Here is a 14232-nt window from a genome sequence, read left to right as displayed (position 1 = left end):
AGGAATGTAATGGCTTCGCTGAAAGAAGTGGCTCATCTGGCGTCAGTTTCATTAATGACCGTCTCCCGGGCAATCAATAACCCGGAACAACTGCGCCCCGAAACTTATCAGCGAGTGATGCAGGCCATTGAGGCACTCAATTATGTGCCCGATTTCTCTGCGCGAAAAATGCGGGGCAACACCACCAAAACCTCCACTCTGGCAGTGCTCGCCTGGGATACCGCCACCACCCCTTTTTCCGTTGAGATATTACTTTCCATTGAGTTAACCGCACGAGAATTTGGCTGGAATAGTTTTCTGGTTAATTTGACTTCGCAAGAAGATAGCGAACGCGCGGTTAATCAACTGCTGGCCCAACGCCCTGATGGCATTATTTTTACGTCAATGGGGCTACGACAAGTCACCATCCCTGACCGTCTACGGGATAAAAATATTGTGCTGGCAAATTGTGTCAGTGAAAATCACTCAATCCCTAGCTATATTCCTGACGATTTTGATGGCCAATATCAAGCGATGAAATTCGTGTTACGCCAGGGATACCAGCGGCCACTGTGTATATATCTCCCCGAGAGTACTCTGGCGGGTAAGGCCCGGCGGGCGGGTGCGGAAAAAGCTTGGCAAGAGTCCACGTTGCCCATGGCGCAGTTACGTCAATGCCATTTAGCCTGGGGAGATGAACATTATCAGGACGTTATTTCCCTGTTAGACCGCTACTGCCCGGAAAATCGACCTGATTTCGATGTGCTGATTTGCGGCAATGATCGCATCGCTTTTTTGGCTTACCAAGTGTTGTTGGCTAAAGGGATTGCCATTCCACAACAAGTGGGCGTAATGGGTTATGACAATATGGTTGGCATTGGTGAACTGTTTCTGCCTCCGCTCACTACTGTCCAACTTCCTCATTATGATATTGGGCGCGAAGCCGCCCTTCACTTGATTGAAGGGCGTGAATCGCGCTTAACGCACCGGTTACCTTGCCCCTTGCTGAAACGGGCATCCCTTTGATTTAAAATGCGATTTCATGATGGAGGTGAGTCCCTAAACGCCAGAATTTGCTTTCAAGCAATTGCGCCTGACCATTCTCAGCAAACAGAGATAAACAGCGCTCATGTTCCGCGGGATAGATACGGCTACTCATGCAAGCTTGCCCATCATTGATAAATACCTCCAGCGAAGAACTATCAATGAATACTCGTAATGATAATAATCCTGACTCGGGTAATGACACACTGCGATACCCCGTCAAGTCATGCTGCGGATAGTGTCGCTCCAATATCAGCCGATTGGCCTGATTATCCACATAAACAGAAACTCGCCCGCCGTTTCCTTGACCATCCCCCAATTGAAAACCATATCTTTCGGCGTCACTGGTGGCACAATCCCATTTCAGTTGCAGTTCCATGCTGCGACAGTTTTCAGCCAAAAACTGCCGCGGTTGCCCCTTTGTCATCGGTGCGATTGGCTGCGCGGTTTGTCTTAATGTTTCAACCTCGCGCACGGGTTGCATCAATAGTAACCCTTGCGGGTCAAGACTCAATTCTCGCGGCAAACTCAGGCAACCACACCAGTTGTCGGCTTTCGTCGGCATGGGAGATTGCCACATATCCATCCAGCCAATAATCACTCGCCGACCATCAGGAGTGAGCAGCGATTGTGGTGCATAGAAGTCATGGCCATGATCGAGCTCAGTAAAAGGTTGCGATGGCGTAAAATCTGCCCCCGGTTGCCACTTGCCGCGTAATACCCCACTCTGGAACAGATTACGATTGCGATAACCTTTTGCCGTCAAACCCTGCGGCGAAAACATCAACATTCGTTCATTCCCCATGGGGAAAAAATCGGGACACTCCCACATATATCCCATGCCATCATCTGCCCGTGCCAATACCTGTATAAATTGCCACTGCCGTAATGAACTGGCGCGGTATAACAATACCTGCCCATGATCCTGAGCGTCGCGGGCACCGACCACCATCCACCAATAGCCATCCTCGAACCATACTTTGGGATCACGAAAATGCATGATGCCCTCAGGAGGAGTCAACACCACACCTTGCTTAGTAAAATGTATCCCATCCTGGCTGGTGGCCAGGCACTGTACCTCGCGAATTGCACTGTCATCACCCTCACCTTTCAGCCAAACATGCCCGGTGTAGATCAGACTTAGGACACCATTATCATCCACCGCACAGCCGGAAAAGCAGCCGTCTTTATCCCATGAATCCCCTGGAGCCAGAGCAATAGGTTGATGCTGCCAACTAAGCATATCCTGGCTAGTTGCATGCCCCCAATGCATCGGCCCCCAATTCTCATCATAAGGATGGTGCTGATAAAATGCATGATACAGCCCGTGATAAAAAATCAGCCCATTCGGGTCATTCATCCAGCCAGCCGGAGGAGCCAAATGAAAGTGTGGATAGAAACGCGGGTTTATCTGAGATGCCAAGGTTTGCAGGGCATCATTTGCCTGCTCAATTAATGAATTCATCGTGGCTCACTTAGTGGTTAATTGTAGGGAAGGATCATCCGTACGCGACTCGCCGCGCAGCATAAAACAAGAAATTGCTGTTAATCCGAGGACAATGCCTCCCATGATCAGATAGGTATCAGCGAACCCGATCAGGTCATAGCCTTTACCTGCCAACGGCGAAAATACGCTGGCATAGACTTGGGTAATAAACTGAAATCCCACCAGATAAAGCGTGGCTGACAAACGCGGGTCGAAATTGGCGGCGATATACTTAAACATCGCAATGAGCAAAATAGGCAACTCCACTGCATGTAATAACTTCATCAATGAGATGGTGACTGCATCTTGTGCCAACCCTGAACCCAATATGCGCATTGCCATGATTAATCCGCTCAGCAGTAAGCCCTTTTTCGCGCCAATACGGTTAACCAGAAAAGGCGCGAGGAACATACCACCAGCCTCTAGGAATACCTGTAGTGAATTAAGAAAGCCGTACATTTCATTGCCGTGGCGTCGGTCAGTAAATAGAGAGGAGAAATAGACCGGAAATTGCTGGTCATAGACGTTATAAACGCTCACACCGGTGACAAATACCACCAGCGCCCAGAAACGCGGCATACGAAACAGTGACAATGTATCACTCAGTGTCAGGGCACTATTCTTACCGTATTCCAACTGCCCCATAGCCGCTGTTTTAACTTCATGTAAGTGCCACAACAACAGTAAAAATATCGCGGCCGATGCCGATGCCATCCAGAAATTAATGTTGGGATTAATATTAAACAACATGCCAGCAAAAAAGGTTGCACCCGCCCACCCCAGCGATCCCCACATACGGGCTTTACCAAACTCAAACCCACTAATACGGCTCACTCGTTCGGTATAAGACTCAAGCGCACCAATACCGGCAAAGAACGTCATCCCCATATATAAGCCACCGGTAACGGCACCAACCAGCATGTTGACACGCAATAAAGGGGCATAAACATAAATAAAAAAAGGGCCACTGATCAGCAGCAAAATACCAATGGCCCATAAAAGATGTTTTTTTAGCCCCAACTTATCTTGTATCACGCCATAAAGCGGTTGAGCGCAAAGTGCCGTTAAGGCAATGGCGGAAAAAGTCGCCCCTGTTTCGGTACCTTTTAATCCTACATATTGATTGAGCCATATGGAGAATAAAGAGAATGCCGATGACCAAGTAAAGAAAAACGTAAACAATAAGCCACTTAAGATCAGATATTGATTACGGACAGAATGTTTCATGGCGATATCCTATTGGAGATTTACGCCCATTGTTAACGTTAACTTTTCACTTTGAGAAGATCAGTCAATCGATTCTTGTGATGTTAATCACCAATGTTAACGTTAACAATTTATTTATGTGATAAGCATCACTGGGTATATCAAGATCATTAAGAGGCGGACAAATAGTGAGTTGAATAGCATTGAGTTACCATCGGGCAAAAAATGCATATTTGCTCACTCTATCCCTGAAATTTTTATGGTTTTACGTTATCGTCATTGCATATTAGGTAGTAGATGCCATAAGCCAACCGACTAAAGATTGGCCTAAATATTATAAGGGGGAAAGGTGCTACTGGATAAAATCCTACTGCTCGCCATTATGGTTTTATTATCACTTTTTGTCTGGATGTTCTTCTCGCCGTATCATATGTATTCAACAGCTTATGAGTTTCTTGAGTTGTTTGGTTTTAAAGAGGGCTACAACAGCTTAGGTTTTGGTTTATCACCGGAAGCGGCAAACTAGATAGATAAAAAAACAGGTGCCACTTTGTGCACCTGCTGATTTAACCAATTCGTTATCCTTTATTCTGTTTGCCCGGTTGCTGGCGGCTCTTTGGTGGGCGGTGCCACAGAATAACTGGCAACAATTGCCGTGAGGATGATAAATAAATGCCCTTCCGAAGAGTCCAGTAAGAAGGAATTGAACAGATGGCAAGCCAGATAACCGCCGAGCAAAGCAACCAGCACATTTCGAATAGGGGTAGGTAAACGCCAGGCCGAAAGGAAGAAGCACCACATCCATCCGAGGAATAAAGCCAAACCAACAATTCCCGACTGAACAGTTTGCATCAGATATTCATTATGTGGATTGATGCTATAAAAATCAGCTTCATTGTTTTTGTACCAAAAGCCTCCAGCTCCATGCCCCAAAATAGGCGCGTTTTCTATCAGCTTTATCGACTCAAGCGCAAACGCGGTGCGTAGCCCCATTGAAGAGTCGCAAGATACATCCGCATTTCCCTCACTCACTGCCAAGCAAGTTTGGATCTCAGTCACGCCTTTATGTAACCGATCAACCGCCCGATTCGGCACCATCACCACAATAGCCCCGACGACCAATGCACAAACCACCATCCCTAAACGTTGGCGAGTTGATAACGACAATAGTCCCCACACACCAAAGGTTGCCGCCAATGCCACATAACCAGTTCTGCCCTGCACCATAAACACGATGTTATAGATAGCCAGACACACCAACAGCGCATAGCCCCAGCGCTTAAGCCCATGATTTCTAAATGCCAGAGAAAGCCATATCACCGCCGCCAAGGCCATAAAGAAATTATGTGTAATTTGTAATTTGAAGACTGACGGATTGAGTGGGTCAATATGGCCCAAGGGCATATGTAAGACACCGACCCACAGACTCGCGGCCAAGATAACGGCATTCGCCAGTAAAAAACCTTTGGCAAAGTAGCTTACCAGTGAACGGGAAAGAACAAAAAACATTGCTAACGGCAAGATATACAGTAACTTAGAATACTTACTGACCATCACTTTACCGTACAGATTGTGGTGCCAGAGCAAGGATATTGCCAGCAACACAACCATCAATGCGGGCAACCAAATCAGTGGATTCTTGGCCAATACTTTGACATAGCGGGTATCGCGGCTCAGCAGTAAACAGATAACCGCCAACACCATCGACAAATTCATTATAAAATTAGAAGTGGGTAGACCAATACCTAACAGAAATGCTGTGGCGCAAGAAAAGTGGCCGACATACCGATGCGCGGTGGGTGAACCGGGCAAAGAGGCAGGAGAAATCATAAGTCACTCACTTCAAATTAATAACCAGTAACAACTGTTTAGCACTCATTCACCGAGTGTCACAGCCCTATTTACAACATAGCCAACCATAGGGTAATAGTTGGCTATGAAACTTTTTAACGCTATCTGCCGTTAGACTGCAAGTGATCGGAACAAGTAACGGAACCACCATAATGGCCGCCACCAGACCTTACGTTGAGGCACCGTCGCTGGACGTGAATGCACTTTCTTGATTTCCCAATTAAAGTTAAGGAATATTCTGCTATGGCCATATTCCGCACCAAATCGTGCAATTTCACTTTTCTTCCGGTCATCAATCGGCGCGTTATACGTCAAGTCGCGATCCAGAGAATGGTAGCTTTTCTTCCTATCAACATTACGTTCAATACATCTGTATTGTTTAGGCAGATAACGTGGTGTGGTGCCATGGTCTTTGTGGAACTTCACAAAACGGTAATCTTCCGAACCATAATGGCCGGCAAATTCTTCGTCATAACCATAAAGTCTGAAGAATCGTGCTCTGGACATGAAGAACAAGTTAGGGTGACCACGATAGGCTTTGCCCGTTTCTTCATCTGTACGGTAGATTCGGTACAGTGAACGCTCCGGATTACGCGCATTAACCAGATAACGCATGGTATCTTCAGGCAGCAGACAATCTAAATCGGTAATGATTATCTTGTCCGATTTGGCATAAGTCACCCCAAGGTTGCGGGAGCCTGCCTGATTCCATTGAATATCAGTAGTAATTCTTAACCACGTGAAGTTCAAATCATAATCTTTTACTTCATACTCTAATGGTGAGCAATCATCAACGATGACAAATTCTACGGCATCCTTAATATCGTCAGGATAAGATTCATATTCCTTCAACAAGGATTCAACGGAATCCATATTTCCCTGATTACAGTAAAAATGAGTTACATAAGACAACTTGATGTGCTGCTTATCTAACGGATGCCGTGCTTTAACGATCTCTACATCCTTAGTCACAATATAAGCCTCTGTTTTAAGAGAGAAAATAAAAATAAATTTTTATAATTTCTTGAATACTGATGATTTAATAAACTCAGTAAAAATAATGGGCAGCAGTATGCCGAATAACTTTGCGGTAAAGGATAAAGAGTTACCATAATCAGTCAAATATTTTCTTCATATTATTGTGTCAATGGTGACCGGGCGCGGATAACAAGTGGTTGATCATTTTTGCTTTTTTCTCTGAAAGTTGAGCAACGAACCCATATCAGTATTGTTAAATTATTTTGCAGGAGTTTTGCGCAGGAATGATTGACCGGTGATAAACCTCACGGAAGCCTAAGCCCCGTGAAGTTTTATCGATAGAGCAGAATTACATATGTTTAATAATGGCGTCGCCGAATTCACTGCATTTCAACAGTTTAGCGCCGTCCATCAGACGTTCGAAATCGTAAGTCACTGTCTTGGCCTGGATTGCGCCTTCAGTGCCTTTGATAATTAAATCAGCCGCTTCGAACCAGCCCATGTGACGCAGCATCATTTCTGCGGACAGAATGATTGAGCCTGGGTTGACTTTGTCCTGACCGGCATATTTTGGTGCAGTACCGTGTGTGGCTTCAAACAGAGCACATTCATCACCAATGTTGGCACCAGGGGCAATACCAATACCACCAACCTGTGCAGCCAATGCGTCAGAAATGTAATCGCCGTTCAAGTTCATGCAGGCAATCACATCATATTCAGCAGGGCGCAGCAGAATTTGCTGTAAGAAAGCATCGGCAATGACATCTTTAACAATGATATCTTTGCCATTGTTTGGGTTCTTGATTTTAACCCAAGGACCGCCGTCAATCAGCTCACCACCAAATTCCTCACGCGCTAACTGGTAACCCCAGTCTTTAAATGCGCCTTCGGTGAATTTCATAATGTTGCCTTTATGAACCAGAGTGACTGATTCACGATCATTGGTAATCGCATACTCAATTGCAGCACGAACCAAACGCTTGGTCCCTTCTTCTGAACAAGGTTTTACACCGATACCACATTGTTCAGGGAAACGGATTTTCTTCACGCCCATCTCTTCACGCAGGAACTTGATCACTTTCTCAGCTTCTGGTGAACCGGCTTTCCATTCGATGCCCGCATAGATATCCTCAGCGTTTTCGCGGAAAATTACCATGTTAGTCAATTCAGGGTGTTTTACCGGGCTTGGAGTACCTTCGTAATAACGCACAGGGCGCAGGCACACATACAAATCGAGTTGTTGGCGCAAAGCCACGTTCAGAGAACGAATACCGCCGCCCACTGGCGTGGTCAACGGGCCTTTAATTGCTACACGGTAATCACGGATCAGATCCAATGTTTCTTCTGGCAGCCAAACATCTTTGCCATAAACATGGGTAGATTTCTCACCGGTGTAGATTTCCATCCAGGAGATTTTACGCTCACCGTTATAGGCTTTCTTAACCGCAGCATCTACCACGTTAATCATGGCTGGGGTCACATCAACACCAATACCGTCACCTTCAATAAATGGAATGATCGGATTATGCGGAACAACCAGTTTACCCTGAGCATCGACAGTAATTTTCTTACCTTCTGCCGGAACAACGACTTTGCTTTCCATCAACCTCTCCTTCAGCGCAATTTTGTTAATGCCTTGTAAGATTCGTGTCAATACTACTTGAATATTCGCTCCGCGCCAATCCGAAACGGATTGAGGTATAATGCGCTCATCATTCGGAATCGCAATAATCATGAATAAATTCTCTGTTAAAAATCACAAAGTTAACCGATTCAGCACCAATGCACCCGCTAAGCTGGGGAAGCCCCTATCCCCACGGCGAGTCCTGTTATTCAACAAGCCTTTTGATGTATTACCTCAATTTACCGATGAGTCCGGACGCGCCACTTTGAAGGAATTTATCCCTTTTAATGATGTTTATGCCGCAGGACGTCTTGATCGTGATAGTGAAGGTTTGCTGGTATTAACTAATGATGGCAAGTTACAAGCCAAGCTTACGCAGCCGGCCCAAAAAACCGGTAAAGTCTATTTTGTGCAAGTAGAGGGAGTGCCGGGAGATGACGCACTCATGCAATTAAGACGGGGTATTAGCTTAAAAGATGGCCCGACCTTGCCCGCGGGAGCCGAGTTGGTTGATGAGCCTGAATGGCTATGGCCTCGAAATCCGCCCATCAGAGAACGTAAAAACATTCCGACAAGTTGGGTGAAAATCACCCTTTTCGAAGGGCGTAACCGGCAAGTTCGTAGAATGACAGCCCATGTTGGCTTCCCTACCCTGCGCCTGATTCGTTTTAGTATGGGAAATTTGAGCCTTGGTAATTTACAACCAGGCGAATGGAAGGAGATAAACCATGTTTAAGCCCCATGTGACTGTCGCTTGTATCGTTCACGCGCAAGGCAAATTTTTAGTTGTCGAAGAGACAATAAATGGCAAAAAATTATGGAATCAACCAGCGGGTCATTTGGAGGCTGATGAAACCTTATTGCAAGCAGCAGAAAGAGAATTGTGGGAAGAAACCGGCATTCGTGCTACTCCGCACACTTTTCTGCGCATGCATCAATGGCTAGCTCCGGATAAAACGCCATTCTTACGCTTCGCTTTTGTCATTGAATTACAACAACAATTACCAACAGAACCCCATGACAGTGATATTGATTGCTGTCTGTGGCTCACTGCCGATGAGATACTGCAATCGTCTAATTTACGTTCCCCTTTGGTGGCGGAAAGTATCCGCTGCTATCAGCAACCGGAACGTTATTCCCTTGATCTGGTTGGCTCATTTAATTGGCCGTTATAAAAGTCGATTGGATTTATGCAGGTAATTGCGAATCTACCATGCAGCAACGCGGTCAACGTGATAAAATCCGGCGCTTGTTTTTATAATGCCTAACCGGTGTTGGGAAGTTATTCGGGTAACGCATCCACATAACCTTCATCCAATAGTTTGGTATTTACGTTAGTGAGACTCCCATGTCAGATAACAGCCAGAAAAAAGTAATCGTCGGTATGTCCGGCGGTGTCGATTCTTCCGTTTCCGCTTACCTGCTCCAGCAACAGGGTTATCAAGTTGCCGGTTTGTTCATGAAGAACTGGGAAGAGGATGATGACGAAGAATATTGCTCAGCAGCGACCGATTTGGCCGATGCTCAAGCAGTATGTGACAAGCTGGGCATGGAGTTGCACACCGTCAATTTTGCCGCAGAATACTGGGATAACGTGTTCGAATTGTTCCTGGAAGAATATAAAGCCGGGCGTACACCTAACCCCGATATTCTGTGCAATAAAGAGATCAAATTTAAAGCTTTCCTTGAGTTCGCTGCCGAAGATTTGGGGGCGGACTACATCGCTACCGGTCATTATGTTCGCCGTCAGGATGTTGACGGTAAAAGCCGCTTATTACGGGGCTTGGATGGCAATAAAGACCAAAGCTATTTCCTCTATACCTTAAGTCATGAACAACTCGCTCAAAGTTTGTTCCCGGTCGGTGAGCTGGAAAAGCCTGAAGTTCGTCGCATTGCCGAACAGCTAGAGCTGGTTACTGCGAAGAAAAAAGACTCTACCGGGATCTGCTTTATTGGCGAGCGCAAATTCCGTGACTTCCTCGGGCGCTACCTCCCTGCTCAACCCGGCCCTATTATGACGGTCGATGGTCAGCCTATGGGCGAGCACCAGGGGTTGATGTACCACACTCTGGGCCAGCGCAAAGGATTGGGCATCGGCGGCACCAAAGATGGCGGTGATGACCCATGGTATGTTGCGGATAAAGATGTCGCCAATAACATCTTGGTGGTTGCTCAAGGGCATGAACATCCGCGTTTAATGTCTGTTGGCCTGATTGCTCAACAGCTGCACTGGGTTGACAGAGAGCCGGTAACAGAGGCTTTCCGCTGTGTGGTGAAAACCCGTTATCGCCAGCAGGATATTCCTTGCACCGTGACGCCACTGGATGACGAACGTGTTGAAGTTCGCTTTGATGAGCCAGTCGCGGCGGTAACCCCTGGGCAATCTGCGGTCTTCTATCAAGGTGAAGTCTGCCTCGGCGGCGGGATTATTGAAGAGCGTTATCCACTGACTGGTTCGGTAGCAAGCTAAATCTGTCATCAACCCAGCCAGCAATCTTACAGGAGTAACCGTGGCGAAAAATTATTACGACATTACGTTGGCATTAGCAGGGATCTGCCAGTCAGCTCGCTTGGTTCAGCAATTGGCTCATGAGGGCCAATGCGATAATGATGCATTGAATACCGTGCTGGGCGGGTTGTTACAAACTAACCCGCCCTCAACTCTGGCAGTATATGGCGGCAACGAACAGTCACTGAAAATGGGGTTGGAAACGTTGCAAAGTGTCTTAAATGCCAACCGTCAGGGGCCTGCGGCTGAATTAACCCGCTATACCCTGAGCCTGATGGTGTTAGAAAGAAAACTTAATGCCAATAAATCAGCCATGAACACCCTAGGCACGCGTATTAGCCAGCTTGATCGTCAACTGGCACATTTCGATCTTGAATCCGAAACCATGATGAGTTCGCTGGCCGCGATTTATACGGATGTAATCAGTCCGCTTGGCCCGCGTATTCAAGTGACGGGCTCACCTGCTATTTTACAAAGCACATTGGTGCAGGCAAAAGTTCGTGCCGCCCTGCTGGCGGGAATCCGCTCAGCTGTGCTTTGGCAACAAGTCGGCGGAAGCCGCTTGCAGTTAATGTTCTCGCGAAATCGTCTGTTTAAGCAGGCGCAGAGTATTCTTTCTCATAATTGAAATCCTTCCTCAGGAGTTGCCACCAATGGAATTATCCTCACTGACCGCCGTTTCCCCTATTGATGGACGCTACGGCGACAAAGTCAGCGCACTGCGCCCAATCTTTAGCGAATTCGGTTTGCTGAAATTCCGCGTGCAGGTCGAAGTACGTTGGCTGCAAAAACTGGCCGCCTGTGCAGAAATCAACGAAGTTCCCGCTTTTGATACTAACGCAAACGCTTACCTTGATAAGATCGTGCAAGAATTCAATGAGCAAGATGCACAACGCATCAAAACCATTGAACGCACCACTAACCATGATGTGAAAGCGGTTGAATACTTCCTGAAAGAGAAAGTGGAAAGTATTCCGGCGCTGCATGCGGTATCTGAATTCATCCACTTTGCCTGCACCTCAGAAGATATCAATAACTTGTCCCACGCCTTAATGCTACAAACTGCTCGTCAGGACGTGGTATTGCCGATGTGGCGTCAGATTATTGATTCGATTAAAGCATTGGCGCACCAGTATCGCGACTTGCCGCTGCTTTCTCGTACCCACGGTCAGCCCGCAACCCCATCCACTATTGGTAAAGAATTGGCGAACGTGGCTTACCGCATGGAGCGTCAGTTCCGCCAACTGTCACAAGTGGAAATTTTAGGGAAAATCAACGGCGCTGTCGGTAACTATAATGCCCACATCGTTGCTTATCCTGAAGTTGACTGGCACCAATTCAGTGAAAGTTTTGTGACATCGCTTGGGATCAACTGGAACCCATACACTACACAAATAGAGCCTCACGATTACATTGCCGAATTGTTTGACTGTGTGGCCCGTTTCAATACCATCTTGATCGATTTCGATCGTGATATCTGGGGTTATATTGCACTGAATCACTTCAAGCAAAAAACCATTGCCGGTGAAATTGGTTCAAGCACCATGCCACACAAAGTCAATCCTATCGACTTCGAAAACTCCGAAGGTAACCTCGGGCTATCTAACGCCGTCCTCGGCCATCTGGCGAGTAAATTACCGGTTTCACGCTGGCAGCGTGATCTAACGGACTCCACGGTGCTACGTAACTTGGGCGTCGGTCTGGGTTATGCCGTGATTGCCTATCAGGCAACCATGAAAGGCATTAGCAAACTGGAAGTCAACGAAGCGCACCTGTTGGAAGAACTTGACCATAACTGGGAAGTTCTGGCGGAACCTATCCAAACGGTGATGCGCCGTTATGGCATTGAAAAACCGTATGAAAAACTGAAAGAATTGACGCGCGGTAAACGTGTTGATGCAGCGGGCATGCAGGCATTTATCGATAGCCTAGAGTTGCCAGAAGCAGAAAAAATTCGGTTGAAAGCCATGACCCCAGCCAATTATATTGGTCGCGCCACCACCATGGTCGATGAATTGAAGTAATGTTATGACCATCAATACAGGTGGTGGATTAATGCCACCTGTATATCCTCTCTCTTTTCTTATTCCTTTGTGCTCGCCCCCTGTTTAGCCCCGGTTTAGCCGTTGTCATTGATAATACGCTTGATGTCAAAAGGACTTTCTAACCGCAGGAGCTATTATCATTATGTTAAAGCAAACACTACTCACCTTCGCCTTGCTTGGGACTTGTAATGCCACCATGGCGGCTGATTACACCTATGTTGCTGGTGGTTTACAATACGGTTCCATCAGCAATAATGCTCGTTTCGATAAGCAATTTGACCAAAATAATTACAGCCATGTCGGTAAACGAGATATGGGTGGAATTTATCTTAACGGTGGTTATGGTTTTGATAATGACCTGTTTATTGATGGCCGTATAAATAGTATTGCCAATAGTGACCGTGGCTTAGCAGAAGCCGTACTTGGGCTGGGCTACCATTTTGCTTTCTCACCTAATATTGATTTTTATACCTTAGTTGGTGGTAGTCGCCACGCCATGGTATTTGATGCCAGCAAAGACGGTAAAAAAACCAATACTTATAACAGTGCTACCGGCGAAGTCGGTATCAAAAGCAAGTTGTCCCAAGATGTTGGCCTGGACGTTGCTTACCGTTTAGCAAACTATGATGGTCGTGCCTTCCATGAAGCGCGAGTTATGACTGATTATGCATTGACACAAAACCTTGCTGCAGAAGTCGGCTATACCTACCATAACTGGAAAGTCAGCGATCAGGCGATGCAAGTCGGTTTACGTTACAACTTCTAAGTAACTGTTTTAATTTTTACTTGTCGGGTAATATTAGATTACCCGGTTAACGATTATCGAGGAATGTGGTATGCGGGTTCTGGTTGTCGAAGATAATGCTTTGTTGCGTCACCACCTTACCGTGCAAATGCGCGAGATGGGCCATCAAGTTGATGCAGCGGAAGATGCCAAAGAGGCAGACTATTTCTTACAAGAACATGCTCCAGATATCGCAATTATCGATCTTGGCTTACCGGGTGAAGATGGTTTGAGCCTTATCCGTCGCTGGCGTAGTCATCAGACTAATTTGCCTATTCTGGTGCTGACAGCGCGAGAAAGTTGGCAAGATAAAGTCGCTGTATTGGAAGCAGGTGCCGATGATTATGTGACCAAGCCTTTTCATCTGGAAGAAGTCATTGCGCGGATACAGGCATTGATGCGACGCAATATCGGGCTGGCATCCCAAGTCATTGATTTTCCACCATTCCAGATTGACCTCTCGCGACGAGAGTTGAGTGTCAATCAGCAGCAAATCAAACTGACGGCTTTCGAATACACCATTATTGAAACCCTTATTCGTAATGCTGGCAAAGTGGTCAGTAAAGATACATTAATGCTGCAACTCTATCCTGATGCAGAACTGCGTGAAAGCCACACTATCGATGTCCTAATGGGCCGCTTGCGTAAAAAACTGCAGGCAGAACATGAAGGTGAAGTGATTACGACCATCCGTGGTCAGGGATACCGTTTTGACGCCAACTAGAC

Annotated in this window: 14 protein-coding genes; 9 read left to right on the top strand and 5 right to left on the bottom strand. The window is 46.5% G+C overall.

What is annotated here, in order from left to right:
• Positions 1 to 9 precede the first annotated feature (9 nt).
• Entirely contained in the window at positions 10 to 1005 is a 996-nt protein-coding gene (locus DJ58_RS14675; protein ID WP_004709558.1) for a LacI family DNA-binding transcriptional regulator, read from the top strand.
• Position 1006: 1 nt separating this feature from the next.
• Here the strand turns inward: DJ58_RS14675 and DJ58_RS14680 are convergent, their stop codons facing one another.
• Positions 1007 to 2488 (bottom strand): glycoside hydrolase family 32 protein, encoded by a 1482-nt coding sequence (locus DJ58_RS14680; RefSeq protein WP_004709559.1) that lies wholly within the window; start codon positions 2486 to 2488, stop codon positions 1007 to 1009.
• 6 nt (positions 2489 to 2494) lie between these two features.
• Positions 2495 to 3736, bottom strand: a complete 1242-nt coding sequence (locus DJ58_RS14685; protein WP_004709561.1) for an MFS transporter — start codon at positions 3734 to 3736, stop codon at positions 2495 to 2497.
• Positions 3737 to 4064: 328 nt separating this feature from the next.
• Here DJ58_RS14685 and DJ58_RS23630 point away from each other — a divergent pair, with 328 nt between their 5' ends.
• Positions 4065 to 4241 (top strand): hypothetical protein, encoded by a 177-nt coding sequence (locus DJ58_RS23630; protein WP_004709562.1) that lies wholly within the window; start codon positions 4065 to 4067, stop codon positions 4239 to 4241.
• Between the two features lie 59 nt (positions 4242 to 4300).
• Here DJ58_RS23630 and DJ58_RS14690 read toward each other — a convergent pair whose 3' ends face one another.
• From DJ58_RS14690 to icd, 3 genes are all read right to left on the bottom strand, one after another.
• Positions 4301 to 5527 carry an O-antigen ligase family protein gene (locus DJ58_RS14690; protein WP_072088113.1) on the bottom strand — a complete coding sequence of 409 codons (1227 nt, stop codon included), beginning with the start codon at positions 5525 to 5527 and terminating at the stop codon, positions 4301 to 4303.
• 150 nt (positions 5528 to 5677) lie between these two features.
• Positions 5678 to 6538 (bottom strand): glycosyltransferase family A protein, encoded by an 861-nt coding sequence (locus tag DJ58_RS14695; RefSeq protein ID WP_032911156.1) that lies wholly within the window; start codon positions 6536 to 6538, stop codon positions 5678 to 5680.
• A gap of 355 nt (positions 6539 to 6893) precedes the next feature.
• Complete coding sequence (gene icd / locus DJ58_RS14700; protein WP_032911205.1) at positions 6894 to 8147, bottom strand: NADP-dependent isocitrate dehydrogenase; 1254 nt, start codon at positions 8145 to 8147, stop codon at positions 6894 to 6896.
• Between the two features lie 130 nt (positions 8148 to 8277).
• On the opposite strand from icd, the gene rluE reads away from it, so the two are divergent.
• The 7 genes from rluE (at position 8278) to phoP (ending at position 14230) form a co-directional block, all read left to right on the top strand.
• The gene (gene rluE / locus DJ58_RS14705) at positions 8278 to 8904 is read left to right on the top strand and encodes a 23S rRNA pseudouridine(2457) synthase RluE (protein ID WP_004709567.1); all 627 of its coding nucleotides are present in this window, start codon (positions 8278 to 8280) and stop codon (positions 8902 to 8904) included.
• Positions 8897 to 9343, top strand: a complete 447-nt coding sequence (locus DJ58_RS14710) for an NUDIX hydrolase (RefSeq protein WP_032911157.1) — start codon at positions 8897 to 8899, stop codon at positions 9341 to 9343. Before rluE ends, DJ58_RS14710 begins: the two co-directional genes overlap by 8 nt.
• A gap of 173 nt (positions 9344 to 9516) precedes the next feature.
• On the top strand, positions 9517 to 10638 hold the full coding sequence (gene mnmA, locus DJ58_RS14715; RefSeq protein ID WP_004709573.1) for a tRNA 2-thiouridine(34) synthase MnmA: 1122 nt from the start codon (positions 9517 to 9519) through the stop codon (positions 10636 to 10638).
• Positions 10639 to 10678: 40 nt separating this feature from the next.
• Positions 10679 to 11305, top strand: a complete 627-nt coding sequence (hflD, locus tag DJ58_RS14720; protein WP_004709575.1) for a high frequency lysogenization protein HflD — start codon at positions 10679 to 10681, stop codon at positions 11303 to 11305.
• 25 nt (positions 11306 to 11330) lie between these two features.
• Positions 11331 to 12701, top strand: a complete 1371-nt coding sequence (gene purB / locus DJ58_RS14725; protein ID WP_004709576.1) for an adenylosuccinate lyase — start codon at positions 11331 to 11333, stop codon at positions 12699 to 12701.
• 163 nt (positions 12702 to 12864) lie between these two features.
• Positions 12865 to 13488 carry a YPO1635 family putative outer membrane beta-barrel protein gene (locus tag DJ58_RS14730; RefSeq protein ID WP_004709578.1) on the top strand — a complete coding sequence of 208 codons (624 nt, stop codon included), beginning with the start codon at positions 12865 to 12867 and terminating at the stop codon, positions 13486 to 13488.
• A gap of 70 nt (positions 13489 to 13558) precedes the next feature.
• The gene (phoP, locus tag DJ58_RS14735; RefSeq protein ID WP_004709580.1) at positions 13559 to 14230 is read left to right on the top strand and encodes a two-component system response regulator PhoP; all 672 of its coding nucleotides are present in this window, start codon (positions 13559 to 13561) and stop codon (positions 14228 to 14230) included.
• The last annotated feature ends 2 nt before the right edge of the window (positions 14231 to 14232 follow it).

Origin of the sequence: Yersinia frederiksenii ATCC 33641, assembly GCF_000754805.1 — a bacterium.
Classification (GTDB): domain Bacteria; phylum Pseudomonadota; class Gammaproteobacteria; order Enterobacterales; family Enterobacteriaceae; genus Yersinia; species Yersinia frederiksenii.
This window is presented reverse-complemented; position numbering and strand designations above follow the sequence as displayed.

Coding starts and splice junctions, on each gene's coding strand:
- DJ58_RS14675 (WP_004709558.1), top strand. CDS start 10: ATGGCTTCGCTGAAAGAAGTGGCTCATCTGGCGTCAGTTTCATTAATG.
- DJ58_RS14680 (WP_004709559.1), bottom strand. CDS start 2,488: ATGAATTCATTAATTGAGCAGGCAAATGATGCCCTGCAAACCTTGGCA.
- DJ58_RS14685 (WP_004709561.1), bottom strand. CDS start 3,736: ATGAAACATTCTGTCCGTAATCAATATCTGATCTTAAGTGGCTTATTG.
- icd (WP_032911205.1), bottom strand. CDS start 8,147: ATGGAAAGCAAAGTCGTTGTTCCGGCAGAAGGTAAGAAAATTACTGTC.
- rluE (WP_004709567.1), top strand. CDS start 8,278: ATGAATAAATTCTCTGTTAAAAATCACAAAGTTAACCGATTCAGCACC.
- DJ58_RS14710 (WP_032911157.1), top strand. CDS start 8,897: ATGTTTAAGCCCCATGTGACTGTCGCTTGTATCGTTCACGCGCAAGGC.
- mnmA (WP_004709573.1), top strand. CDS start 9,517: ATGTCAGATAACAGCCAGAAAAAAGTAATCGTCGGTATGTCCGGCGGT.
- purB (WP_004709576.1), top strand. CDS start 11,331: ATGGAATTATCCTCACTGACCGCCGTTTCCCCTATTGATGGACGCTAC.
- DJ58_RS14730 (WP_004709578.1), top strand. CDS start 12,865: ATGTTAAAGCAAACACTACTCACCTTCGCCTTGCTTGGGACTTGTAAT.
- phoP (WP_004709580.1), top strand. CDS start 13,559: ATGCGGGTTCTGGTTGTCGAAGATAATGCTTTGTTGCGTCACCACCTT.